Below are 24771 nucleotides of genomic sequence, written 5' to 3' on the forward strand. Positions count from 1 at the left end.
AGCCGCCCAAATCTGAAGGCAAAATACCCCTGTTGATAATTTTTATCTGCCTGCATTGCAAGGCGTTATAAGCACTATTGAGTTTATTTTTCTCCAACTATTGTATTTAGTGTTTTGATGCCTTATATTTGCATCGTCTTCTTTGTTTTAGTGCTCGTAAGCGCTAAAGCGGGAAGGAGGCAAATCGAGACCCACTAAATACATTTATAGGTCAGGGCAAAATACAAAAATCGTATTTAACCAATGAAACTTCGGACGATTCAAGCTGTATCCTGAATCTGCCGGAGGATACAGATTCAAAGGGAGGAGAGGATAATTGTAGGTCATGACGGATGAATGTAGTCCTGGAGTCGGCACAGGTAGTGGGAATTGAATTGCTATTAAAAGTAGTTAAGTAGTATTTATTAAACAATTAAAAAAAAGGAGAAATTATGTCAAAAGTAAAAATGGGATTTGCAGGACTCAGCATCCCTTCACAAATAGAACGTTCAAGGTGGATCGTAACCAGAATAACGGGTAATCCGAATTACCCCACCCCCATTCCATCGCTAGCAGATTTAACCACTGCCACCGATGCTCTGGAAGTGGCGTATAATGATTCACGCAATGGCGACAAAAACCTGATGGTCATCATGCGCTTGCGTCAAAAAGCGATGCTCGATATTATCAGAAAGCTGGCTGCTTATGTTCAAGACGAATCAGCCGGAGATGAAGAGGCTATCTTGTCCAGCGGTTTTGGTGTGGTGCAAAGAGGGGGACCTTTATATGTGGGTCAGGTGTTGAACCTGCGCACGAAAGGAGGTGTCAATTCTGGAACCATTCGCGCCGTGTGGGATAAGGTAACCGGTGCCGGTGCCTATATTGTGGAGGTTTCCGATACAGGTCCTGCCGGAGAATCGTTTACTCAGTATCGTGTGGTGATTGGTTCTCGGATGGATATCACCGGATTAAACCCTGGTGGACTGTACTGGATTCGTGTCACTGCGGTAGGGCGTTCAGGCTACGGATTGCCAAGCGATCCAAGCGTGCATAACGCCTCGGTTACTTATTAAGCAGCGAATATTATTCGTATGCTCATCCAGGATGAGTTGCATCATCATTAAATCACGCAAGGCGTGAAAAGAAACACTTGATTGTGTGGGCCCCGACCGTTTCAGTGTCGGGGCCTTTTTTATTTTGTTATGACCAATGCTAACAGATAGTCGGAAAATTGGTATTTTCATTCTCCGTTTATGGTTCGGTGTGGTATATTATTCTTTTCATTTTTTCTTTACTCTGGTTTGTATGCCCAATCGGAACCACAGTTTACTCAGTATATGTACAATCGCTATTTGTCAAATCCGGCGTATGCAGGTAGTACAGATGCGCTAGAGTTTCACTTGATTCATCGCAGTCAATATGTGGGTTTGGCAAATCGAGCTATTGCTTCTCAAGGATTCAATTTTAATATGCCTGTTTATTCAATCAGTTCTGGAATCGGGTTGACAGCGGTGAATGATTTTATTGGGCTACAACGCGCTACTTATGTAGCGCTTAATTATGACTATAGGAAATCATTTAAGTGGGGTAAAATGTCCATAGGTATCGGTGCGGGAATAGTTCAAACATCTATTGACGGTGCTAAAATCAGAACGCCCGAAGGAAATTATAATGACGGCCAGCTAAACCATAACGATCAAATTTTGCCGGATAATTTGCAACAGGGTATTGCTCCGGACTTTTCATTTGGATTGTATTTCAATAATGACCGGTATTTTGCAGGTGCCGCTATACAGCATATCGCTTTTTCATCTGCTACTATTGATGCTGTAACTCAAAAAACCAAACTGAATTTTGCCCGTAACATAGTTGTGTCAGGTGGCTATGATTTTCAAGTGGGCAAGAAGTGGAGCGTGATGCCGTCAGTGTTGGTGAAGACCGATTTGAGGAAAGTACAACTCGATGTGGGAGCTAACGTAACGATCATACAAAATATTCTGACAGGAATTTCGTTTAGAGGTTATGAAAAGAATACGATAGATGCTTTGGCGTTGATGTTGGGATTCAGATATAAAGGATTTCAGGCGGTCTATTCTTATGATGCCAGCCTTTCTTATCTGACTAAATTCAACACCGGTTCTCATGAAGTGAGTTTAAGTTATCGTTATAAGTTGAAGAAAAAGGAAAGCAAAGGATATTTTTATCATAATCCCCGGTTTGATTAAATGAAGAATGATTCTGTCTAAGAAATGAAACAAAGAACATCAGAATCCGTATTTAAGATGGGGAGGTCATATTTTTTAGAATATTTTTGCAAAAACAAAAACTGTCTATATTTACGCGCTTTATAAAAATCGGGGAAAAACTATCAAATACAAAATGATGAAAAACGTACATGGTGTTTTAGGTAAAGCCTCTCTGGCTTTGGTTCTTTTTTTGGTGGGTTGTCAAGGTGGATATAATGGTCAATTGCTCGGTGAGCTTGACCGGCCAAAATGGAATCCAATCACTCCTTATGGAATGGTGTTCATTCCTTCCGGCGTGCTGCATATCGGCCCCAGCGATCAGGATGTAAACAGTTCTTCTCAGGCGCGTTCAAAACAAGTCTCTATTGTTGGCTTCTATATGGATGATACGGAAATCACAAATAATGAGTATCGTCAGTTCATTAACTGGGTTCGCGACTCGGTCGCTCACAAACTGCAAGGTGATGTGAAACAAGATGCTGATGGAAAAGAAACCATTGACTGGAATAAAAAGATTGAGTGGAGCGGCAAAAACAAGAATGAGCAAATAGAAGAGATATACCTTCCTGAAGATGAAAGAATTTGGGGTAAAAAAGAATTGAACCTTTCCAAAGTCAGATATGATTATGAGTGGTTTGATTACAAGGCCGCTTCTATGACAAAGAACAGAGGAAAGGCGAGAACTAGTTTTATTCATAAAGAAAACGTAGATGTTTATCCCGATACTTTAGTATGGGTTAGAGATTTTTCCTACTCTTATAATGAACCAATGACCAGAAACTATTTTCACCATCCTGCCTTTGATGATTATCCGGTGGTTGGCGTAACTTGGCATCAGGGAATGGCTTTTAGCTTCTGGAGAACCAGATTGTGGGAGGACTATAGAACGCCTCGTGGCGAACCGCTAATGGATATTTTCCGCCTTCCTACCGAGCACGAGTGGGAATATGCTGCACGTGGAGGCAAAAAACTGGCTCCTTATCCATGGGGAGGCCCTTACGTTAGAAACTCTAAGGGATGTATTCTTGCCAACTTCAAACCTGGTCGGGGTAACTATCCTGAAGACGGCGGATTCTATACCGTACGTGCGGATGCCTACTGGCCTAATGATTATGGTCTATATTGTATGGCAGGAAATGTGGCAGAGTGGACATCTTCTGCTTTCTTTGAAAACTCCTATTCCTTTATACATGATTTGAATCCGGATATTCGTTACGATGCCGAACAGTCTGAGCCAGAAGCGATGAAACGCAAGGTTATCAGAGGGGGATCATGGAAGGATATAGGGTATTTTATTGAAAACGGTACCCGTAGTTGGGAATATGCCGATTCAGCAAAATCTTATGTCGGATTCAGATGTATCACTACATTTTTGGGTAGAGATATTACCGACAAGTAAGCAATATTTAAAGTCACTTTTCGTTATTCCTACGTTCAAAGTTTTTAAAACCCAAAACTCGATTCTATAATTTTCTAAAAATCAAAAACCAAAAAAACAGAAACATCATGGCAGAAAAACAGCATCCATTAACGACTAAAAATGCAAGAGTTTATTTAAACTATGCTTATTCATTCGGTGCGGCAATCGTTATCGCGGGAGCACTCTTTAAAATCATGCACTGGCCCATGGCCAACGTTATGCTGATGGCGGGAATGGGCACGGAGGTTATCATTTTTATTATTTCAGGATTTGAACCACAGTCGGCCATGCATTCTGGATACGAATGGGAAAGAGTTTATCCTGAACTGGCTGATGAGGGCCCGGTTAATAAAAATCAAAAGCCATTAACCCAGCAATTGGATAAGATGTTGAGCGACGCTAAAGTTGGCCCCGACTTAATCAATAGCTTGGGCAAGGGATTCACTTCCTTAGGTGATAGCGTGAAGAAAATGAGTGAACTGACCGATGCTACGGTAGCGGCCAATGACTTTTCTAAGAATGCAAAAAATGCATCTAATCAAATCAATTCGTTTGCGCAAGCCGCTGCTACAGCAACCTCGGCGGTTAGTGGAATTGGTGCGGGCGCAGAGCACACCAAAGTTTATCATGAACAAGTACAAAGCATGGTGAAAAATCTTTCACAGTTAAATGCGATATATGAATTAGAACTTCAGGATTCCAATAATCACCTGAAGGCCATGAATAAATTCTTTGGCAATCTTAATTCAGCGGCTCAAGCACTTTCTGAAACTGCAGTTGACGCGACTAAATACAAAGAGAATTTGTCTCTGTTGAACAAAAACTTAATGTCCTTAAATGCGGTGTATGGTAATATGCTTTCAGCTATGAAGTCAGTATAAGTATAAAGGGGTAGTACATTTTATAATTAAAAACCGAGAAAAATAAAAAAATGGCAGGTGGTATATTAACTCCCCGGCAGAAGATGATCAACATGATGTACCTCGTGTTGACAGCGCTTCTTGCCCTGAACGTGTCGCAAGAAGTATTGAATGCCTTCCACTTAGTAAACGAAGGTCTGCAAACTTCAAATGGCTCATTATCTGAAAAAAACACCAATATTTATAAGGCATTTGACAAACAGCTTGAGGATGATAAGGGCAAAGCGCAGCAATATTATGATAAGGCGCAGCAAGCAAAAAAAATGACAGGCTCCTTACGTGATTTGTTAGAGAAATATAAGGTGGATATTATCAAAGGCGCAGGGGGAATTGATCCCGAAACCGATGACATTGTACAACGTGATAACGTGGATGTTGCCACTAGAATGTTTGTTGAAGAAGGGGAGGGCGTCAAAAGAGGCAGAGAACTTCAGCAAAAAATATTGGACGTGCGCAAAAATTTAATAGACCTCGTTGATCCGAATGATAGAGCGAACTTTAAATTGTCTCTTGATGCTCAAGCTCCTAAAAAGAAGGGTGAGCCTGGCGCAAAATGGGAATACGTTACTTTTAGCCACGTACCTGCTACTGCAGCAGTTACTATTCTTTCCAAATTCCAGAATGACGTCGTAAGTTCCGAAGGCGCTGTGATAGAATACCTGATTAAAAAAATTGGTGCAACAGATTTCAAATTCGACCAATTGAGTGCTAAAGTGATAGCTCCTTCTAGCTATATCATGCAGGGTCAGCCGTATAAAGCAGATATCTTTTTAGCGGCATTTAACTCTACCCAACAGCCAGAGGTTTTTTTAGGTTCGTTGGCCGGGTTTAAGAAAAATCCTGATGGCTCTTATGATCAAGTTGATTCCCCCAATCCTTTGCCTGCGGGCTATTCCGAGAGCGGAGTGCTAAAAACTGACGGTGGCATGGGTAAACTAGAACAGGGAACCGGAGGTGGAATTGGAGAAAAGAGATATGGTGGTATTATCCGGGTTAAAAATCCAGCCGGGGGTTATACTTTCTATCCCTTTGAAAATTCATATCAAGTTGCTCCACGTGCGGTGGTTGTATCTCCTACCAAGATGAATGTATTGTATATCGGCGTCGAGAATCCGATGAAGATTTCTGTACCTGGTGTTGGCCAAGCAGATGTTTCAGCGTCTCTTCAAGGAGCAGGAAGTCTTTCTAAAAATTCGGATGGAACTTATACAGCTTCAGTTACTGCGATTGGCAAATGTCAGATTGCTGTTTCAGCCAAGATTGAAGGCAAGGTTCAGGCTATGGGTTCTGAAGAGTTTCGTATCAAGCGTATTCCAAATCCTATTCCTGCAACAAGCGGAGGCTTAACCGGAGGCAATGTTCCTCCTGGAACCATGAGATCTCAATCAGGTATTATTGCGCAACTGAAAGACTTTGACTTTGATGCCCGGTTTGCGGTCCAAAGCTTTCAGATGGTTTATTCTTCAAAAGGAGAGATTTTCAAAGCTGATGCAGCTGGTCCTTTGTTCAATCAGCAGATGAAAAGTTTTCTTGAGCGCGTGAAACCGAAGGACATTGTATTTATAGACGAGATTAAGGTAGTAGGTCCTGATAAACAGCCCAGAAAGTTGGGGCAAATCGCTTTCACGATCATCTAAATAATCAACAGAAGTATGAATAAGACAACTGGTAAAATTTTATTAGCTGCCTCCCTGCTTTTCAGCGCGGCGGTTTGGGCGCAGGAACCCTTGGACGGGGCTTGGGTAAAAACCACAACCAAAGAAAAGGATGTGATTCCTTATGATTATATTCGGGAAGCGGATGTTTTCTGGTCTAAACGTATTTGGAGGACGATTGATGTGCGCGAGAAGATGAACCTTCCGTTTAAATATCCACAACAACCACTGTCCACTATTATTCATACGGCCGCCAAGAATGGGGAGTTGACTGTTTATGATAACGCCGTTATTGATGGAGACCAGTTTAAGCAAGTATTGAGCGTAGATGACGTTAAGAAACTTGGTTCACGGGTGGATACGGTCATGCAGGTGAATCCGGTGACACTAGAGGAAGAGCAGGTGATTCAGAAGAATGAGTTTGATCCATTGAAAGTGGTGAAGTATAAAGTGAAGGAAGATTGGTTCTTCGATAAAGAGACTTCTACCTTTCTTGTGCGTGTTATTGGCTTGGCGCCAGTAATGGAAGATTATGATGCTAATGGAAATTATCGGGGAGATATGACTATGTATTGGGTCTATTATCCAGACCTTCGCCCTATCTTAGCGAAGTATGAAGTGTTTAATCCAAAGAATGATGCGGTAAGATTAAGTTGGGATGATTTATTTGAAGCCCGTATGTTTGAAAGTTTCATTTATAAAGAAAGCAACGTTCATGATCGCTCGATTCAGGAGTATGCAACTGGTGTTGATGGTTTGCTTGAAAGTGATCGGGTGAAATATGAAGTTCTCTTCAATTTTGAACACGATCTTTGGAATTACTAGGATTTATAATCTAGAAACTAAAAACGCTCCGCTTATACGGGGCATTTTTAGTTTCTGTACTAAAGCAGGCGGTGGCGAGACGCGCAACCGCCACCCTTGTTTGCAGCGATGCCTCTTACTTCAGTATTACAAATAATGTACCACAAGAGATAGATAGCCAAAGTAGGATGGCCAATATTAGGGGTTTCGTTCCTACCTCTTTGATTACATTTAAAGAAAGCCCTGTACCTATTAAAAATAGAGTAAGTGTTAAACCTGTTTTTGAGAGACTCACGATAATAGTGCTTGCGTTTTGTACCAATGGGAAATAGGTATTCAAAAGCATGGCTAATATGAAGAACGCTATAAACCAGGGGATTTTGATTTTGGATTCTTTGTTCTTGAATAATAATGCAGAGAGAAGTGAGAGTGGAATAATCCATAAGGCTCTTGCTAATTTAACCGTGGTGGCAACCTCCAAAGCTTCTGCTCCATATTTGCTGGCGGCACCTACCACTGAACTGGTATCGTGAATAGCGATGGCACACCATAGGCCAAAATCGTGTTGCGATAAATTTAAAATACTGCCAATTGCGGGAAATATTAATAGTGCAATAGAGTTCAAAGTGAATATGACTGCGAGTGCTATTGAAATTTGGTTGGGCTTAGCCTTCACAATTGGAGCGATGGCCGCAATAGCACTTCCTCCGCAAATTGCAGTTCCTGCTGAGATAAGGTATCCTGTAATTTTTTCAATTTTAAAAATCTTAGTCAAAGCAAATCCTATAACAAGCACTGAAATAATACTAACTATAGAAAAAATGAAACCCTCTTTACCTGCCTTTAATGCACTGTTTGTATTCATTCCGAAGCCTAATCCGACAACAGAAACCTGTAGAAGTGTATGAATTAATCTCTTTGTAATTTGCTCATAAGGATTGCCAATAAGTTGTATAATAAGGAAGCCTAGAACTAATGCCAAGGGAGCTGAAATGAAAGGGGTACAACAAAGTATGGCGAGTGCAATAAATAATGCCTTTTGAAAGGATGGATGTGATTTGAAGTAATCTGTCAATTTTTGCATGGTTAATTCATTTTGAAATAGGTGCTGATTCAAAGTTCAAGAATAAATTGACAATGGCAGATTATTCACCTTTCGATTCAAGAAAGTAAAAACTCTGGACGATATAGATAGCTTTTTCATGTCTGTTACGACAAGGACTTTGCTTTTGAGACAGATAGCGAGTATATTTTATGCTGAAATTCAGTAGGAGGTTTTAACCCCTACTGCTTCCGTCTGATTGCTTCCCATAAGATTAATGACCAGCCTGCAATAAAGAAGAGGCCTCCGATAGGAGTGACTGGTCCCAAGATTACAACCGGAATCTGTGTTATTTCTCTAGTGGCAAGCAGATAAAGAGACCCTGAGAAAAACAGGATTCCTATCATAAAACACCAGAAGGCATTTCGAATAGCTTTTGAATCTTCCTTCCTCAAAAAAAGAAAACATAGAAACAAGGTAATGGCATGGTAGAACTGATATTGGACACCTTTTTCCCACATGAACAGATGTTCCGGGCTGATGAGCGACCGGAGGCCATGAGCGCCAAAAGCGCCGAGAACAACGGCTGTCATCCCGGCCAGTGAAGCAGCTATTAAAATAGTCTTTTGCACAGAGTATAGTTTATAAATGAATCTTCGTGCGAATTAAATGAAAATAGCTTTGCTACTTCGCCATATTGATGAAAAAACTAACCTTACTGTATGCAGCTTTTATCACGATGCTTGCTATAGGCGCCGCTTCTTACTATTTTTTAAGTTTCCCAACTGTCTTTGACGCGATGCCTTCGTCCTGTGTGGCAGTGCTACAGGTAAATAACTGGAGCCAGTTTGAAGATAAACTTGGAACAACCTATACCGGCCTGAAGTTAAAGAAAGCGCCTGTCATTCAAAAGTTATTGAATCAGGTGAACGAAATTCATGAATTACTTGAAGATAAAATACGGCCAGAATGGCAGTTTAATTCTGGCAAGACCGTAGCAGCTGTGCATCTTATTTCTGCAGACAATTATGATTTCCTTTTTGCTTCCTCGGTCAGAGGATTGGGCAAAAAAGAATTGCTTCAAAATATTCGGTCGAAAAAAACAGTAAGTTCTGTTAACGAAAGAGTGTTTAAAGGAGAGCATGTATTAGACATTGTGTTGAAGGATGGGAAAATACTAACCCTTGTTGAGACCAAGGGTCTGATTGCTATTAGTTTCACCTCTTTCTTGGTAGAAAATTCGATTAAAGCAATTCAGAGCGGCGACAATATAGAAGATGATAAGTCGTTTATGAATGTCAGAAAGAAGTTTGTTCCATCCGGCGATCTGAGCCTGTTTTTTAATTTTCAGAAGGCAGAGGTGATTTTGCCCGTCGCGTTTAAGGAAACCAAAGTAGCGATGATGAACAGTCTCCACCAATTTGCGGATTGGGGAGCCTATAATTTGACTTTGACAAATCAGGAACTGGTATTAACCGGTTTGGCATATTCGGCAGGAGATGCGCGGCTAACTACGCCAAAAAATAGTGACGGACCGAAAGACCCCTTCCTTACCACTGTGCCGGATAATGCTGCATACTTCGTTTCAGGCAGAATTGAAAATACAAACCAGCAAGACCCGATTTTCTCTAAAAAATTTGAACCCTGGATTGGAGAAAAGCAGGCTTTGGTCATACTAGAATCGCTAGAAGAAAACATTAATAATCAGAGCCTATTGATTTTGCAAGTGAAGAATATCCAACAGGCCAAGGCAAATTTGCTGCAATCAGGGGCAGCCAAAATTGAAGCGCTTAATGAAACAGGTGTAGCATCAGGAGCAGAAATATTTTCTTACAAAAACGGAGATTTGCTGAACAATTATTTTGGCAAAGGACTTATTGCTTGGGACCAGTGCTATTTCTCTTTTGTTCAAGGATCTGTCATTTTTTCCCAGAGTCCTAACACACTGAATTTTGTTTTTGATAAAATTGATAGCGGCCAAATTCTTATCAAGACAACTAGTTTTTCTGAACTCCAAAATCAAATAAAAAAGGAAACGAACATTCTGGTGTATATAAATCCTACCCGAGCTGAAATGTTATTGCAGGGGTTACTGAAAAATAAATCCTCCGTGACAAAGTATCTCATGCAGTTCGGAGAAATTATGATTGGTTCTGAGGCGAAGGATGGATGGGTCACCTCCACAGGAATTTTTAGGACGGGAGGAGAGAAGAGGACTTCTCCCGGTGTACTTTGGAGGACTGCTTTAGAAACGCTCTCTGATTTTGCACCTCAAATTGTACTCAATGCGACCACTCTCGAAAAGGAAATATTTACACAGGATACAGCGGGTAACATATACCTATTGAATAAGGGCGGCGAAATTCTTTTCACCAAAAATATCCATGAAGCTATTATCGGCGAGGTTCAACAGTTGGACTATTACAATAATGGTAAGATGCAATACGTATTCAATTCTGCTACCCACGTCTTTATGATAGACCGTTTCGGAAATGATGTGGCTTCCTATCCGCTCCGGTTGAGCAGAACAGCAACCGCAGGACTCACCCTCGTCAATGATCCTTCCTCCAAATCCTATAGATACTATATCCCCTGCGACAATGGAGGAGTGTATGGATATGAAAGTACCGGAAGACCGGTGTCGGGTTGGAGCCCGCGGGCTATGGCGGGGCGATGCACCAAGCCGCTACAATACATCCGCAACAAGGAGGGTGGTTATTTTCTTGCTTATACAGAGGACGGCAAACTATTGCTGATTGATGAAAAAGGAAAATTGATGTGGAGCATCAATAATCTGCCGGATACCAAACAAAATTTTTCCATCGTTGCGCAGGGCGATGATATTATTCTGCTCAATGCCGCAGGTAAAGAACTCACAGAAATATCCTGGGATGGAAATGATCGGATAAAACCACTGATGGATTCGGCCAACTCATTTACGGCCACCGCCACATCAGATTCCTCCTACCTCTATTTCTTTAGCACCAGAAACGAAATTCGCGCTTATGATGGCAAGGGGGGGTTCAAAAATTCTAACTTTATCAAGGATGCTCATATTTCATCTATCGAGGTGGTGTACATTGCCGCTGAGAAACATTTGCTGGTGAAGGACGAATCGGCTTCAAAGGTTTATATCTATGACCTTGCCTTAGAGTTTGAAGGCGTTTTGTCGCTCAGCAACATGGCCTCTGCCACGGTCGCCGACTTGCTCGACCGGAATGAATTTATCGCCATCACCGGCGACCGGAAAGGCAATATTGTTTGCACCCGCATCAGGTAATTAACCTAAATTGATTGTTAAGAGGAATGGAACGCAGATGACGCTGATAAGACTGATAGCCACTGATATAAAGCACTGAAAGAACTTTATTATCATCTCAAATCCTATTCAATCTGTGTCATCTGCGTTCTATTGTATCTGATTTTCAACTAGCAACTTGGGATAATTAACAGAATAATGGAAGGTGTAGGTCACAAAGGAACTCGGCTAAACCCGATTTTTTCTGAATGTGGCACATTTTACCTTGAATGTGACACGTTTGACCCTTGATGTGTTACATTTCACTCTGAACGTGACACGTTTGACCTCAGATGTGTCACATTTCACCCTGAACGTGGCACGTTTGGTATCAGATGTGGCACATTTGACCTTGGATGTGACACATTTCACTCTGAATGTAGCACATTCCACCCAAAATGTGCCACATCAAGTTTCGACTGCATCTATTTCCCGAGATACCAAGCCTGTTGCTGAATGAATTGAGTTCTTGCGGGTGGATTTCAGCTCCGTTTTACTGTTTTTAGACTTCAGAAAAAACAATTGGAGTTTTGGGTTTGACCGCAATTATCCGCCCAAATGGATGAGGAACAAAAATTTTAGTTTTTTGTCCGCAACACCGTGCAAAGCATGTTGTGTAGTCTTGACAAATTTAGAAATTTGTCAAAGCTAGTGCTACAAAAAACCATTCCGCAAGGGGTGGGTTTTTTATTGTATTCATTCCACCCCCACCGCTCCATCAAAATAAATATCTTTATAAAGCCGATGAGAAGATTAAGGTATTTCACCCTGACGATAGGTTGTTCTTTGTTGCTGTTGTTGGCGAAGGGGCAGAAAAATGATTATGTGTGGCTGAGTGGGTATGATAGCCAAACTGGATATAGTCCAATATGGAACTATTATTTTGGCACAACGATATTTGATTTTAATGATTCTCCGGTTAGTGTGAGACGGGATTCCTTGCAAATGAATTTTAGTGCTACTAATACCAGTTATTGCGACAGTAATGGTAATCTTCTCTTTTATACCAATGGAATTTATGTTGCTAATGCTTTAGATGAAAAGATTGAGAATGGAGATAGCTTAAATGCTGGTTGGTATCAGTATAAATGGGATACTACAATTAAAAGGTACGGATATAGAAGATCACAGGGTGTTTTAGCTTTTCAGGATGGCAGTAATAATTCTTATTTTTTAATACATTCCTTCGTTGATTCCAATGTGAATAAGGCTCCTTATGGGGCAGCGATACTTTGCACTTATCTCGATATGAATGAAAATGTCGGTCACGGGAAAATAATCAGCAAAAACCAAAATATCATTAAAGATAGTTTGGGAAGTGAGTTAGCTGCAACAAGGCACGGCAATGGCAGAGACTGGTGGGTATTGGTACAGAAAAGATTAACTAATTGTTATTACCGGATATTGATAGACAGTTCTGGACCGCATGTATTGCCAGACTTGACCTGTGGAGGGGCTACCACCCCATTTTTGGATGCAGGCGCTGCTTGCTTTTCGCCGGATGGTAGCAAATATGTTTACCTAAATGGTTACGGGGGCATAAGCGTATTTGATTTTGACCGGTGTAGCGGCACATTAAGTAACGCAAGATATATGCCCTTGCCAGTAATAATTAGTGCAGGCTGGTATGGATTGGGATTGGCTATCTCACCTAATAACCGGTTTCTTTATGCGTCTGTTACTTATCATTTATACCAATTTGATTTGTGGGTGAATGATATATTTTCAACAATTGATACCGTCGGCATTTACGACGGACATAAGGCACCATTTGGTAGTGTGTTTAAGACAGCGCAAATAGCCCCAGATGGAAAAATTTATATCAACTGCGGCAATGGAGAATCTGTTTATCATGTTATCAATAACCCAGATGTCAAGGGAGATTCGTGCAATTTCGCTCAACACAGCATCACCCTTCCAACCTTTGCAGGTAACAGCATTCCTAATTTCCCTAATTACAGATTAGGAAGAAAAGTTGGTAGCGAATGCGATACCTTATGGAATGGAATAAATGAAGAAAAAAATTCTAACAGAGAGAAGGTTTTAAAAATATTCCCAACCCCGCCACCACCGATGTGATGATTGATTATGGTTTTACGGATTGGAGCAAAGAAGGAGCAATGAGTATGGAGATAAGCAATGACTTAGGTCAAATGATTCATCAGCATAATTGCCGATGTATTCCGGTTTTCAGAGAATAGATATTTCAGCATATCCGGCAGGGCTTTATACTACTTATATCAAACGCAACAATGCAATTATTGCGACGAGTAAGTTTGCAAAGCAATGATTTTTAATGCGTTCTGCTTCGGCAATCACACTTTGGCAAATCGCGCAAAAGCCCCCAAGGGAAGGTTTTTTTTGAAGCTATCCTGAAGATATAATTCTCCTACTTCTAAATTCTGGGGATTGAAATTTTGCTTCACCATGTTTTCTAAAATCAGGGAAGAAAATCCGAGCGAGTAAGCATTCAGAATCAGAAAGTGTTTTTCTTCATGCAATAGCTCCAACACCGCTTTCATCATTTCATTGATGTTGTCTTCCAGCTTCCATTTTTCGCCGGTGGGGCCGTGGCCAAAGGCGGGAGGGTCGAGAATAATTCCGTGATATTTATTGCCGCGCTTCACTTCGCGTTTCACAAACTTCAGCGCATCTTCTACAATCCAACGGATATTATTTAAGCTGCTGAGTTCCATGTTTTCCTTTGCCCAAGTAACCACCTGTTTAATAGAATCTAAGTGAGAGGTATCGGCACCGGCAGCTTTAGCCGCCAGAGAAGCACCACCGGTGTAGGCGAACAAATTCAGAAATTTGGGTCGTTCCACTCCCAGTTTTCTGATGTTTTCTACTATATAGTTCCAATTGACCGCCTGTTCGGGGAAAACACCTACGTGTTTAAAAGAAGTCAATCCCAACCGAAACTGAATAGGGGTCGCCTCCTTCAGCTTGTAGCTAATAGTCCATCTGTCGGGAACATTCTTGAGCTTCTGCCAATCGCCGCTCGAGGAAGATTTAGGAACAAACTTTACATGTGCCTGCTTTTCCCAATCGGCCATACTCATGCCCGGATCCCAAACCGCCTGTGGTTCAGGGCGAATAGTAATATGACTGCCAAACTGTTCCAGTTTCCAGAAATCTCCGGAGTCAATCAGTCGGTAGTCATCAAAATCTTGGGGCGTGAACGAAAGAATCATTCGGCAAATTAAATCGAAACCCCTGATTCAGGGCGCGGACTTTTCGGGAACGATGACAAACACATCTTCATTGTCGCGTTTCATCCAATAATGTTCCCGGGCAAATTTTTCCTGCGTTGAAGGGTTGGTGGTCAACTCGGAATATTCTTCCAGCATTTTTTTGGTTTGTGCAGCATAAAAATCTTTTTTCTCTAGCAGAGATGACAGTTCGCTATGCCTCCTGTATTGGCTTATAAAATTATTGTCATCCAAAAAGAGCATCCATAGAACGAAGGCTAAGCCGCTGATGAAATATGGATTTCGTACTAGGGGAGGAAGTTTTTCAACTCTTTTTTTGAAATTTTTCCACATAAAGCAAAGATGGTAATATATCGGCGCCATCTACCAATACAACTTTCTTTATTTGCACAGTGGTATAGTAAATTGGGCATTTCTGTAAATCATTGAAATAGCTATAACATGATTATCTTGCCACCAATATATGATGGGGACTGGTTTCAACTTTAAACTTCTTAGGCGATACAGGCAAATTATCAGCATACTGGTTAAGTATGGTTTCCAACATATATTGTCCGATGCCGGCGTTTCACTGCGCGCGCGAATGATTGAAGCTGTCCTGCCTAAAAGTATGGTGGAGAACGTGCACAAGTACAGCCAGTGGGAAAGAATTCGAATGGCAGTGGAGGAATTAGGGACTACCTATATTAAACTGGCGCAGATACTGAGTAATCGGCCAGATGTAATCCCTCTGGAACTGGTGAATGAGTTTGAAAAGCTGCAAGCCAATGTTCCCCCCGTTCCCTTCTGAAGAAGCAAGAAGTATCATCGAAGAACAAATTGGGAATAAAATTGAGGATGTTTTTTCTCAATTTGGTGAAGAGCCATTTGCGAGCGCTTCGATAGCTCAGGTGCATAGAGCTAAGTTAAAAGACGGTACACGAGTCGTCTTGAAAGTTCGCCGCCCAAATATTCTCGACAAGATTGAGATGGACATTATCATCATGAAATATATAGCGCGCAAAATGGAAGACCGCGGTTATATGGTGAACCTAGATCCTGTGGGCATTGTTCGTGCTTTTGACAATGCCATTCACAAGGAACTGGATTTGACTCACGAAGGATATAGCCTTCAACGATTTGCTGCCAACTTTGAGGGTGATGACACCGTTTTTGTACCCAAACATTATCCTCAATACACAACAAAAAAAATGCTGACCATGGAGTTTGTGGACGGCGTTCATCCGTATGACAAAGAAGAGTTAATGCGTATCGGAGTTAGTCCAAGTGAGTTGGCAAAAAATGGAATGGCTGCATTATTCAAACAAATCTTTGAATTTGGATTCTTTCATGCCGACCCTCACCCTGGGAATCTTTTTGCGATGCCGGGGAATAGAATTTGTTTCATTGACTTTGGTATGATGGGGACGGTGCTGAAAAACGACATTGAGTTTTTTGCAGATATAGTTTATGGCATCACTTCAAGAAACTCAAAAACACTGATATGGGGTTTGAAAAATATTGCGGTGATGCAGCAATTTGATGGAAACAAAACTTTTGAATACGAAATTGAAGATCTGATAAATGAATACCACGCGCTTCCAGCCGACAAGATGAATATGAGTGTTCTTTTTAGTCGCCTCTTGGAACTGGTCAATCGCTATAACATTCACATGCCTGCTGATTATTTTCTTTTGTCCAAATGCCTCATTACCATAGAGGGAGTTGGTCATCGTCTGGACCCCAATCTAAATATCATTGAAGAACTTAAGCCCCATATCAACAGGGCATTGCAACAGGAATTTAATCCGGCGGCTATCTTTAAACGCTTGTTTGGATCAGCGCGAGACACCCTTGCTTTGATAGAAACTCTCCCTCGTGACTTACGAGAAATCGTCGGTAAAATCAAGAAGGGTGAAGTGAAGGTTTCGGTGGAACATGAAGGGCTGGCCGAATTGAGTCGGAAAATTGAAATTTCCAGTAATCGCATGGCGGGCAGTTTCATCATTGGCTCCATCCTGATGGCTTCGGCCATTTTAATAGCGGTCGAGTTTCCTCCGCTTTATCAGCACATCTCCATTCCCGGAGGTTTTGGATTTATACTAGCTTCTTTTTTCGGAATACGAATGTTGCTGAATATTTTCGGAAATAAGAAATATTGAGGGAAGCCCGATTAGCTGGCTTAGTGACTAGCGGAAACAATCGTTCCTCTTTTTTATTTCGGCCTTTTCATCTCATCTCCTGGTAATTCAGGCTGCTTTTTGGGTGTGCCAAACAAGGGTGCCGGAATTGGAGGATTGTCATCTTCATTAATGGCAAAAGTAAATACCTTTTCTACCCAATTCCAGCGATTGTTTTTCCAGACAAACCCTTCGTAGGTTCCGTCGGGCACATAAGTAAATGTTGCACCCTTCGCTTTTTCAGTCGGTGGTGCCACGTGGTCAAAAACAATCATTTCAAGGGCCTTGTCATAGTTCAGCACCGTGGAGGCGCTATACTTATATTCTAAAAAGAAGCGGGTGAGGGTATCGGTATGTTTAAGTTTAGTCGTATCCTCATATTTAAAGTAGAACAAGGGGGCACCAAATTTAGGCTTGCCGTCTTCGTCAAAACTCAATATGTCAACCACTTTGCGTCTCGTGAGAATATCAGCAGCCTCAAATCCAAACAAGGTATAAATCGTTTTCTTGTTCGCTTGCTTCTGAATAATATTATAGTAGAGACAGCCATACCAATTTTCATTCGTGGTAACCTGTTGCGACATATAACTCATAGTGTCGCTCATATCGTAAAGGGGAAACAGCTTCAATTTTTCTGACTTCATTTGAATCATACCAAAATAACGAAACGTTCCTTTAGGCAAAGCCAGTTGCCAAGTAAAAATGCGAAACGAACTATCGGGAGGATATATCTTTGAAACCGTGATGAGTGAATCAAAAGGGTAGGTGAAGGAATTGTCAAACTTTAGCGCTTTTACCAGTTTAGGAATAAAGGAATAACAGGCTTCGCGGCGATGGCTAAGAGAAGTGTCGTACACAAAGCGATTAGATAACTGATACAGCGTGTCCTCCATCAATTTTATTTTCTCCAAGTCCTTTTTTGCGAGAGAAGGGCGTTCTAAAACAACCGGATTAGGTAGATTCATTTTCTTTTGCGCCAGCACCTGTAAAGAAAATGCTAACAAGAGAAGGAGAGGGAAAGACTTTTTCATGATTATAAGAACGAATTCACATGCCGAAATATTGTAGCAGAATGAATTCTCATTTTATATCAACAGCTTTTTTGCCTTATTTAATTGATCTTTCGAACCCATAACGATTAAACGGTTTCCTCGCTCTACTTTGATTTTTGCAGAAGGATTCAATATATATTCACCCAGAGTAGTTTTTAATCCCAAAATAGTAGCTCCGGTCTCGCTCCAGCAGTTGAGGTCTCCAAGTAGAACCGTTCTGGCAGATATAAGTTCAGCTATTTCAAAATGTTCGTTACTATTTGTCGCCATCAAATCAATGAATTCTTTTACATCGGGACTGAGTACCAGTGTTGCCATGTGTGCTCCCCCGATTTTGTCAGGCATAATCACATTGCTTGCTCCGGCAGATTTCAGTTTCTTCATGGTGGAATCTTTAGAAGCTCTGCTGATGATTTTGATTTTAGGATTTAGTTCACGAGCAGTGAGTACGATAAATAGATTGTCTGCGTCATCGGGCAGTGTAGCAAGTAATGCGCTGGCTTTGCCAATGCCAGCTTCTAATAAAGCCTCATCTCGGGTAGCATCATCTTCCAGATAATGATTTACTACAAATGGCAGGTCGTTATGGCGCGTTGGTTTTTTTTCAATCACCACAAAAGGTTTATGGCTATTGTGAAAAATGCTGGCTGCCTCACGTCCGTTTCTGCCAAAACCGCAAATGATGACATGTCCGTCAAGCTCGTTAATTTTGCTGTGCATATTGTAGAGTTTATATAAGCGAATGAATTCTCCATCTAGGAAATAACTGGTCATTTGGGTGAGGAAAAAAGTAAAGGTACCGATGCTTGCCAAGATCAGAATACCGGTGAATATCATTCCGGCATCATCCATAGGCCTCACTTCGGTAAATCCAACGGTTGAGATAGTGATTACCGACATGTAAACGGCTTCGATGAAAGTATAACCCTCGATTTTCATAAAACCAATGGTGCCGGTAGTCAGTATGATGGCAAAAACCAACAACGTGAAGTACAGTTTTCGGAAAAGATGAAATGGAAAGTGAATAGACATGGTTAAAACAACACCTGAAAATAATAAAAGAGTGTAGCTAATTTAGGGGGTTGGCTTGAAGTAGAAGTCTTTATATTGACGCAACAACTTACCGAAAACATAATATTGAATGATGGTTAGGTCTTTATCATTATTAATTAGCGCATGGTAATGCTCTAAATCGGAAGTCAATTCATTTCCCTTTTCATCAAACTGCACCTTGCTACGTTTGCTGATCGGCATAGGGAAAAGCTTGGTTTGATTCACCGATTTATCGGTACCGGTAACAGTGATTAAACAATATGGAGTTGAATGAATCAAAGAATCCTTTTTTGAATATTCATTGTCAAAGGCCTCTATAGAAACCGAAGAGTAAAAGCTGAGATATTGCCGGATGTATGCTTGACGATAGGCGTCGTTGATACGATATTTTTCACTCAGGGGGGCGAGAACAAACGAATCAGTACTTATCCTATTTATCGAAAAGGAATTTTGCTCTGCTTCCGGATATTCTATACTTAGGGATTGAATATCTTTTTCTGCATAATTAAATAGCATCTTGCTGCGCCAGGTTTCCTCATCTGTATTGAAGCGAAAAGTAACATGACCTCGAAACCCGGGTATATAAATTATATGAGGACGAGCTAAGGCTTGCCATCTTTCTCTAATAGCAAATAGGTGCCCTTCCCATCAAGAGTAGGCCCCCCGACATAATAAGTTTTGATTGGGTTGCTTTCACCCGCTACATAAATTTCGGCCTTTACATTTTTTGCCATCAGTTCACGCAACACATTATCATGGGCCGAATAGGGAACCGGGCTGAGGATAGTCATTCTGGTTACAGCATCCATCAAACTTTGAATCAATTCTTCGCGCGCAGGAAATTTGTTGTTCACCATCCAGATGCCCTCTACCTTGGTGAGCAAAATCTGTTTGTGATCAGAATCGGTGAGTACAATCTTGGATACATCGCTTGCGTCCTTAACCGCAAAGGCATCTTCCTTCATTTCAGAGGTGCCGGATGTTTTGTTATAAACGAACCAAGCACTTGCGCCAGCCAGAGCGAGAATCAATAAGATATAAGGCAAATATTTTTTCATGAACTTCGTTTGAATTTCTACAGGATGAATCAAACAGATTATGATCCTGCGTATTTACGCTTTCGATAGAAATGAAAAACACCACCGAATAAAATCACTAGAAAAATTGGAATCGCCAGATTGATGATTTGCCACATCAATCGTTCCTCCTGTACTTTAACCGTATTCAGCAGCCGCAGTTTTACTTCCTTATTTCTGGTTTGAAGAATGCCGCTATCGTCCAATAGATATTCGATACAATTCAATATGAAATCTTTATTGGCAAACTGCTGTTTGGTAAACATATAATAGCCTAAAGGATATGCAGAGCTATCGTTGCGCAATTCGTTTCGAATGATGTCTCCATCTGAAATGACAATCATTTTGCTTCTGCCGCTCTTTTCAATGAACTTCAGATTCTTAACCGTATCGCTGGCTGCAAGAAATTCGGGCGAAAGGCGATTCTTGAAATCCGATTCAAATTCTCCTTCTAATAATACTGCCACAGGTAGGCGCGGTTGATTATAATATTCCGGATTGGGTTTTCCCTGAAGGATACCAAAATGAACTCTTGTTGGTGCTAATTGTGCCTTGGCATTATCGGTAGTGTGCAGTAAAATAGTTTTGCGTACTCCCGGATTCTTTACGGTATCAATACTGCTGGCAAAATAGCTCGCTACCGGATCGAGGTTGCGCACGATGGGATGGATGTTGTCGGAAATCAACAAAGGAAAATAATACCAAGGGAACATTTCCGTTTGTGGTGCGTTGCCCATTTGCCCAACCACCAAAGGAATTTGATTGCACAGGTTGATGTCCTGAATTACATCTGTATTGATGCGTACTCCATATCTAAAGAGCATATCGTCCAGATTAAAATCATTGCCTGAAATAAACTGCCCTGTAGGATTCATCTTCAGGCTATCCATCGAGGCGTCCGTTCCATCTAACAGCCAAAGCACCTTGCCTCCTCGCATGATGAACTGGTCAATTTTGTATTTATCCTTTTCATCAAAGGGGGCTCGTGGCTTTGCAATCACCGCCAATTCAAACCTTTCAGGAATGATATAGTTTTGTGTAATGTCTAAGGTCTTCACATCATAATGAAGCGAGGTAAGTGTTTGGCGAATGTCCGCAGTTTCCAATTCAGACAGTTCATGATGACCGGTGATAAATGCGATACCCGGCGGGCGAAATTGAATCAGCTTTCGTATAGCATTGATGAATTTATATTCCAACAGTATTTCTGAATTATTCAAAATCTGTTGGGGTGAAAAGCCCATTTGATTTTCAAGCAACTGCACCGGCATCTCTCTTCCGCCATAAGTAACGATGGCTCCGGGAAAAATTAGTTGTTGTTTGCTTTCAGTCTTGCTACGAGTCGTGAGATTGGTAGGCGCCAAGCCCTTCTCAAGTAAATCAGAGATGAGCGCTTTTCGTTCATCCAGGTTTTTTATGGCCATCGGATCAATAAACTCGTATTGAATGTTCTTTCCGCCGTAGGCACGAAATTCATCCAGTAAATTTTTGGTTGATTCTTTTAAACGGGTGAATCCTGCATTCAAATCACCATCCAAATATACCTTCACGGTTACTTCATCCTTCAGATGCTTCATCATATTAATTGATGGAGGAGATATGGAGTAACGCTTTTCAGAAGTTAGATCCAAACGAAAATGAAAGTAGAAGGACAGGACATTGAACAATATCAAGATGACAAGAAGCAGCCCTAATTGTATCAGTGCATCCTTGCGCCGGGTCATTCGACCTCCTTTAAGTACAGGTTTCTTTACCATCTTCTACTGGCAAGCGCCGTTCGGGTAAACAGCAGGAACAAAGAAATTACACTAAGAAAATATACCACATCGCGGCTGTCTATCACTCCCTTGCCCATAGAATTGTAATGTGCGTTCAACCCGAAAGATTCTACCAGAAAATCATTTTTGCCGACAAAGACACCAAATTGCGAAACGTAATCGAATACTAAATAGATAAAGAAGCAAAGAAACACCCCGGCTATGAATGCAACGATTTGGTTAGAAGTGATAGAAGAACAAAAGCAACCAATGGCCACAAACACAGCGCCCAGAAAAAACAAACCGAAATAAGAGCCGAGGATTCCCCCTATATCTACATTTCCGACAGGGGAGGCCAATTGATAAACGGTATAGAAATAAATGAAGGTGGGCAAGATGGAAATGAATACAAGCGCCAAAGCCGCAAAATATTTTCCCAACACAATATCCAGTTCCGTAACCGGTCGGGTAGCTAACAATTCAATAGTTCCTGTATTGATCTCTTCGGCGAATGACCTCATCGTAATAGCCGGAATCAGGAAAATGAAAATATAAGGAGCAATGCCGAAGAAAGAATCCAACGTGGCATAGCCGAAATCAAAAATATTGGTGTCGGGGAATACCCAATTGAAAAGACCCAACGTGAGTAAAAAAACAATGATGGCGATATAGCCAATCAAGGAACTGAAAAACTGTCGGACTTCTTTTTTAAAGATGGCGTACATAGCGGCGGACGGCAAAAATAAGCGAATCGGTCAATCGTTTTTTAATCGTTTGCTTTTTAGAATGAATTTTTACATTTGCCACTCAAAATATTTTTAACTAAAACAAAAGAAGATAATGAAAACAAAAATTACACTTTTAGCGCTGATGCTTGTTGCATTTGGTTTTACCAATGGACAGGCTTGGCAGGTACAAAATGGTGGCTTTGAAACTTGGACAAATCCGCTTGCTCCAGATGGATGGTGCACTTTAGAATCTATTTTCGATCCGGTTGCTCCTGGTCTTATTGTTGGCTTTTCTTCTAAAGACACGATTAATCCTTACTCAGGTACTTCTTCCATTAGACTTTCTACAGATTCAGTTACAACTCCTAGTGGCAAAGCGGTTCAAGGTGGTTTGGTTTCATTAGGTACAGGTGCCTATACCGGTACAGGAGTCACCTTCACTGGTATTTCATTCCCTTTTAGACCCGATACGCTAAGTTTCGCCTACAAATATTCCACAGCGAATATTGATACGGCTTTCTTGAATCTATCTTTCAAAGCTGGAGGTGCTTCGCTTATTAACGGGGCGATTATTTTGAATGATACAACTTCTACGTGGTCTCCAAGTTATGTGCCTTTAACAAACATTTATGCTACCAGCGCCGTTCCTACTGAAATGTATATCCAATTCGGATCGAGCATTGGTACCGGTGGAAGCAAAGGTTCTGTGTTTAATGTAGATGGCGTTAGTTTTGGTTATGTAAATGTTCCAACTTTGGTTGAAGAAATTAAGAGCAATGTAACTACCTCTGTTTATCCTAACCCTTCTAAGAATCTAGTGAATGTTTCGGTAAGCGAACTTCATAGCCAAGCTATGATTATGGTATTCGATATCACTGGCAGAGTGGTAAAGCACCAGTTCATGGATGGCTCTACGCACCAATTCAATGTAAGCACTTGGGCTGAAGGTCTGTACAGCTTCTCTATCATCGAAGAAGGCAAAGTAATTACCAAAGGCAGATTTACTGTAGCTAAGTAATTAGTCAATCTATATTCTTTAAAAAACCTTCCCGGGATTCCGGGAAGGTTTTTTTATGCCTGGAGTTCAATCCAAATAGTTTTTAGGATAGCCGAAAGCTATATTCTTGAAGGACGTAGGCGCATCTAAGCCCAGAGGAGGAGAAAGAGACTTATTTGCAATAACTCATCCCTGCAATAGTTATGTAGACTGACAAGGTGTCATCTATATTGTATTTTTCAAACAAGGCCCTTTTTCCTTGCTTATAAAGTTTGCTTTGATACTCGGAATGATTTATTCCAAAATCGGGATACTTAATGTCCGCTTGTTTAATTGTTGTTCCTTCCAAGTCATAAAGTGTTTTGTAAATAAAGCAAATGTCTGTGTTTCGCTTTTTAAAATAGTCGGCTAGTTCTTCTTGTTTTTTTTCTTCAGCCGACTTTATATTGTCAATTGCACCTTCCTTAGCTTTTAGCTGAAGGTCGTTAAAGCTAATTCTTGGGAGATTGTCAGAAGGGGTTTTACTTAGCATTGCTATCCATGCTTCGGGCATATTCGTCGCTTTGTCAATGCTTGTAAAGAGATAGATGGCAATAACGGTTGGTGAGGAAAGTTTTGAAGTTGCTATAACCTTCTAAGCTACTGTATATCTGGTTCAAAATTCCTGATAGCTTTGCTTCTGAAACTGTGTCTGTTGTCAAGTAAGCACGACATATCCACCTGTGCTTTGCGACTTCTTTCCGATGATTCAGTCTTTAGGATTTTGTACGTTGCAAATTGCTCTTGCTTGATTTTTTTTCAGTTACTACTTGTTTATCTTCTTTAGACATGTTGTTAGTGGATTTGGTGTCGCCACAAGAAAACAGCCCTGTCATCAAAATAAAACAAAGAAGTTTATTTAATGTTCCCTTCGCCATTACTGTTGTTTTGTTCATCTAATGAAAATAAACATTTTACCACCGAAACGGCCTATATATATGTATAGGCTACCCTTTTGAATTTTTCCAACCATTTTTATTTTAGCGACCTACTTCGTTCATTGAATTATGATGAGCATAGAAGAAGAGCAGCCGCTTCTTCTATAAAACTGCCGGAATCTATATTGAAGTCGTAAGAATCTTAATTAAGTTTGGAGGAATCTCAATTGAGTTTGGAGGAATCTTAATGGAGCTTTTCAGAATCTGCTATCAGATTTTGATTTTCTCAATTAAGATTGAAAGAGTCTTGATTGAGTTTAGAGGAATCTTAATGGAGTTTTTTGGAATCTGCTATCAGATTTACATGCTTTGATAAAGACTTCGGGCAGCGTGAATAAAGTTTTTTATCGTCTAAATTTGGTTGTGTTTTGTCTATGAGAAATAGCTTTAAATAAG

Annotated in this window: 24 protein-coding genes; 12 read left to right on the forward strand and 12 right to left on the reverse strand. The window is 40.9% G+C overall.

What is annotated here, in order from left to right; translation table 11 throughout:
* Positions 1-431: 431 nt before the first annotated feature.
* From IPP77_04980 to gldN, 6 genes are all read left to right on the forward strand, one after another.
* Complete coding sequence (locus IPP77_04980) at positions 432-1052, forward strand: fibronectin type III domain-containing protein (GenBank protein MBL0309038.1); 621 nt, start codon at positions 432-434, stop codon at positions 1050-1052.
* 180 nt (positions 1053-1232) lie between these two features.
* A complete protein-coding gene (locus tag IPP77_04985) occupies positions 1233-2204 on the forward strand; it encodes a PorP/SprF family type IX secretion system membrane protein (GenBank protein ID MBL0309039.1) in 972 nt (323 codons plus the stop codon).
* A gap of 157 nt (positions 2205-2361) precedes the next feature.
* Positions 2362-3624: an SUMF1/EgtB/PvdO family nonheme iron enzyme gene (locus IPP77_04990; protein MBL0309040.1), complete on the forward strand. Its 1263-nt coding sequence runs from the start codon at positions 2362-2364 to the stop codon at positions 3622-3624.
* A gap of 107 nt (positions 3625-3731) precedes the next feature.
* Positions 3732-4526, forward strand: a complete 795-nt coding sequence (gldL, locus tag IPP77_04995) for a gliding motility protein GldL (protein ID MBL0309041.1) — start codon at positions 3732-3734, stop codon at positions 4524-4526.
* 50 nt (positions 4527-4576) lie between these two features.
* Entirely contained in the window at positions 4577-6202 is a 1626-nt protein-coding gene (gene gldM / locus IPP77_05000) for a gliding motility protein GldM (GenBank protein ID MBL0309042.1), read from the forward strand.
* 15 nt (positions 6203-6217) lie between these two features.
* Entirely contained in the window at positions 6218-7045 is an 828-nt protein-coding gene (gene gldN, locus IPP77_05005; GenBank protein MBL0309043.1) for a gliding motility protein GldN, read from the forward strand.
* A 115-nt stretch (positions 7046-7160) separates the two neighbouring features.
* On the opposite strand, the gene IPP77_05010 is transcribed toward gldN, so the two are convergent.
* A complete protein-coding gene (locus tag IPP77_05010; GenBank protein MBL0309044.1) occupies positions 7161-8108 on the reverse strand; it encodes a putative sulfate exporter family transporter in 948 nt (315 codons plus the stop codon).
* 200 nt (positions 8109-8308) lie between these two features.
* A complete protein-coding gene (locus tag IPP77_05015; protein MBL0309045.1) occupies positions 8309-8698 on the reverse strand; it encodes a DUF423 domain-containing protein in 390 nt (129 codons plus the stop codon).
* A 68-nt stretch (positions 8699-8766) separates the two neighbouring features.
* On the opposite strand from IPP77_05015, the gene IPP77_05020 reads away from it, so the two are divergent.
* The 3 genes from IPP77_05020 to IPP77_05030 all read left to right on the forward strand — a co-directional run bounded on the left by IPP77_05020 (position 8767) and on the right by IPP77_05030 (position 13443).
* A complete protein-coding gene (locus tag IPP77_05020; protein MBL0309046.1) occupies positions 8767-11346 on the forward strand; it encodes a hypothetical protein in 2580 nt (859 codons plus the stop codon).
* A gap of 250 nt (positions 11347-11596) precedes the next feature.
* Positions 11597-11824 (forward strand): hypothetical protein, encoded by a 228-nt coding sequence (locus tag IPP77_05025; protein MBL0309047.1) that lies wholly within the window; start codon positions 11597-11599, stop codon positions 11822-11824.
* 284 nt (positions 11825-12108) lie between these two features.
* Entirely contained in the window at positions 12109-13443 is a 1335-nt protein-coding gene (locus IPP77_05030; protein ID MBL0309048.1) for a hypothetical protein, read from the forward strand.
* A gap of 236 nt (positions 13444-13679) precedes the next feature.
* On the opposite strand, the gene IPP77_05035 is transcribed toward IPP77_05030, so the two are convergent.
* Both IPP77_05035 and IPP77_05040 read right to left on the reverse strand, forming a co-directional pair.
* Positions 13680-14558 carry a class I SAM-dependent methyltransferase gene (locus IPP77_05035; GenBank protein ID MBL0309049.1) on the reverse strand — a complete coding sequence of 293 codons (879 nt, stop codon included), beginning with the start codon at positions 14556-14558 and terminating at the stop codon, positions 13680-13682.
* A 27-nt stretch (positions 14559-14585) separates the two neighbouring features.
* Entirely contained in the window at positions 14586-14909 is a 324-nt protein-coding gene (locus IPP77_05040) for a septum formation initiator family protein (GenBank protein MBL0309050.1), read from the reverse strand.
* Positions 14910-15039: 130 nt separating this feature from the next.
* On the opposite strand from IPP77_05040, the gene IPP77_05045 reads away from it, so the two are divergent.
* Both IPP77_05045 and IPP77_05050 read left to right on the forward strand, forming a co-directional pair.
* Positions 15040-15366: a hypothetical protein gene (locus tag IPP77_05045; protein ID MBL0309051.1), complete on the forward strand. Its 327-nt coding sequence runs from the start codon at positions 15040-15042 to the stop codon at positions 15364-15366.
* Positions 15344-16717, forward strand: coding sequence for an AarF/ABC1/UbiB kinase family protein (locus tag IPP77_05050; GenBank protein MBL0309052.1), 1374 nt, complete (start codon positions 15344-15346; stop codon positions 16715-16717). Before IPP77_05045 ends, IPP77_05050 begins: the two co-directional genes overlap by 23 nt.
* Positions 16718-16770: 53 nt before the next feature.
* On the opposite strand, the gene IPP77_05055 is transcribed toward IPP77_05050, so the two are convergent.
* From IPP77_05055 to gldF, 6 genes are all read right to left on the reverse strand, one after another.
* Positions 16771-17766, reverse strand: a complete 996-nt coding sequence (locus IPP77_05055) for a hypothetical protein (protein MBL0309053.1) — start codon at positions 17764-17766, stop codon at positions 16771-16773.
* Positions 17767-17820: 54 nt separating this feature from the next.
* Positions 17821-18819 carry an NAD-binding protein gene (locus IPP77_05060; GenBank protein MBL0309054.1) on the reverse strand — a complete coding sequence of 333 codons (999 nt, stop codon included), beginning with the start codon at positions 18817-18819 and terminating at the stop codon, positions 17821-17823.
* 42 nt (positions 18820-18861) lie between these two features.
* Entirely contained in the window at positions 18862-19356 is a 495-nt protein-coding gene (locus IPP77_05065; GenBank protein ID MBL0309055.1) for a hypothetical protein, read from the reverse strand.
* 86 nt (positions 19357-19442) lie between these two features.
* On the reverse strand, positions 19443-19898 hold the full coding sequence (locus IPP77_05070; GenBank protein ID MBL0309056.1) for a hypothetical protein: 456 nt from the start codon (positions 19896-19898) through the stop codon (positions 19443-19445).
* 38 nt (positions 19899-19936) lie between these two features.
* Positions 19937-21673 (reverse strand): gliding motility-associated ABC transporter substrate-binding protein GldG, encoded by a 1737-nt coding sequence (gldG, locus tag IPP77_05075; GenBank protein ID MBL0309057.1) that lies wholly within the window; start codon positions 21671-21673, stop codon positions 19937-19939.
* Positions 21667-22398 carry a gliding motility-associated ABC transporter permease subunit GldF gene (gldF, locus tag IPP77_05080; GenBank protein ID MBL0309058.1) on the reverse strand — a complete coding sequence of 244 codons (732 nt, stop codon included), beginning with the start codon at positions 22396-22398 and terminating at the stop codon, positions 21667-21669. Before gldF ends, gldG begins: the two co-directional genes overlap by 7 nt.
* Positions 22399-22513: 115 nt before the next feature.
* Between gldF and IPP77_05085 the strand changes: the two genes are divergently transcribed.
* Positions 22514-23419: a T9SS type A sorting domain-containing protein gene (locus tag IPP77_05085; GenBank protein MBL0309059.1), complete on the forward strand. Its 906-nt coding sequence runs from the start codon at positions 22514-22516 to the stop codon at positions 23417-23419.
* A 151-nt stretch (positions 23420-23570) separates the two neighbouring features.
* Here IPP77_05085 and IPP77_05090 read toward each other — a convergent pair whose 3' ends face one another.
* Positions 23571-23951 carry a hypothetical protein gene (locus IPP77_05090; GenBank protein MBL0309060.1) on the reverse strand — a complete coding sequence of 127 codons (381 nt, stop codon included), beginning with the start codon at positions 23949-23951 and terminating at the stop codon, positions 23571-23573.
* Between the two features lie 202 nt (positions 23952-24153).
* Entirely contained in the window at positions 24154-24333 is a 180-nt protein-coding gene (locus IPP77_05095; protein MBL0309061.1) for a hypothetical protein, read from the reverse strand.
* Positions 24334-24771: the final 438 nt, after the last annotated feature.

The organism is Bacteroidota bacterium, assembly GCA_016722375.1.
In the GTDB taxonomy this organism is placed as follows: Bacteria; Bacteroidota; Bacteroidia; order Chitinophagales; family LD1; genus Bog-950.

Bases quoted from the DNA above. Each gene is read 5' to 3' on its own strand.
- IPP77_04980 (MBL0309038.1), top strand. From the start codon at position 432: ATGTCAAAAGTAAAAATGGGATTTGCAGGACTCAGCATCCCTTCACAA.
- IPP77_04985 (MBL0309039.1), top strand. From the start codon at position 1,233: ATGGTTCGGTGTGGTATATTATTCTTTTCATTTTTTCTTTACTCTGGT.
- IPP77_04990 (MBL0309040.1), top strand. From the start codon at position 2,362: ATGAAAAACGTACATGGTGTTTTAGGTAAAGCCTCTCTGGCTTTGGTT.
- gldL (MBL0309041.1), top strand. From the start codon at position 3,732: ATGGCAGAAAAACAGCATCCATTAACGACTAAAAATGCAAGAGTTTAT.
- gldM (MBL0309042.1), top strand. From the start codon at position 4,577: ATGGCAGGTGGTATATTAACTCCCCGGCAGAAGATGATCAACATGATG.
- gldN (MBL0309043.1), top strand. From the start codon at position 6,218: ATGAATAAGACAACTGGTAAAATTTTATTAGCTGCCTCCCTGCTTTTC.
- IPP77_05010 (MBL0309044.1), bottom strand. From the start codon at position 8,108: ATGCAAAAATTGACAGATTACTTCAAATCACATCCATCCTTTCAAAAG.
- IPP77_05020 (MBL0309046.1), top strand. From the start codon at position 8,767: ATGAAAAAACTAACCTTACTGTATGCAGCTTTTATCACGATGCTTGCT.
- IPP77_05030 (MBL0309048.1), top strand. From the start codon at position 12,109: ATGAGAAGATTAAGGTATTTCACCCTGACGATAGGTTGTTCTTTGTTG.
- IPP77_05035 (MBL0309049.1), bottom strand. From the start codon at position 14,558: ATGATTCTTTCGTTCACGCCCCAAGATTTTGATGACTACCGACTGATT.
- IPP77_05040 (MBL0309050.1), bottom strand. From the start codon at position 14,909: ATGTGGAAAAATTTCAAAAAAAGAGTTGAAAAACTTCCTCCCCTAGTA.
- IPP77_05045 (MBL0309051.1), top strand. From the start codon at position 15,040: ATGATGGGGACTGGTTTCAACTTTAAACTTCTTAGGCGATACAGGCAA.
- IPP77_05050 (MBL0309052.1), top strand. From the start codon at position 15,344: ATGTTCCCCCCGTTCCCTTCTGAAGAAGCAAGAAGTATCATCGAAGAA.
- IPP77_05055 (MBL0309053.1), bottom strand. From the start codon at position 17,766: ATGAAAAAGTCTTTCCCTCTCCTTCTCTTGTTAGCATTTTCTTTACAG.
- IPP77_05060 (MBL0309054.1), bottom strand. From the start codon at position 18,819: ATGTCTATTCACTTTCCATTTCATCTTTTCCGAAAACTGTACTTCACG.
- IPP77_05065 (MBL0309055.1), bottom strand. From the start codon at position 19,356: ATGCTATTTAATTATGCAGAAAAAGATATTCAATCCCTAAGTATAGAA.
- IPP77_05070 (MBL0309056.1), bottom strand. From the start codon at position 19,898: ATGAAAAAATATTTGCCTTATATCTTATTGATTCTCGCTCTGGCTGGC.
- gldG (MBL0309057.1), bottom strand. From the start codon at position 21,673: ATGGTAAAGAAACCTGTACTTAAAGGAGGTCGAATGACCCGGCGCAAG.
- gldF (MBL0309058.1), bottom strand. From the start codon at position 22,398: ATGTACGCCATCTTTAAAAAAGAAGTCCGACAGTTTTTCAGTTCCTTG.
- IPP77_05085 (MBL0309059.1), top strand. From the start codon at position 22,514: ATGAAAACAAAAATTACACTTTTAGCGCTGATGCTTGTTGCATTTGGT.
- IPP77_05090 (MBL0309060.1), bottom strand. From the start codon at position 23,951: ATGCCCGAAGCATGGATAGCAATGCTAAGTAAAACCCCTTCTGACAAT.
- IPP77_05095 (MBL0309061.1), bottom strand. From the start codon at position 24,333: ATGAACAAAACAACAGTAATGGCGAAGGGAACATTAAATAAACTTCTT.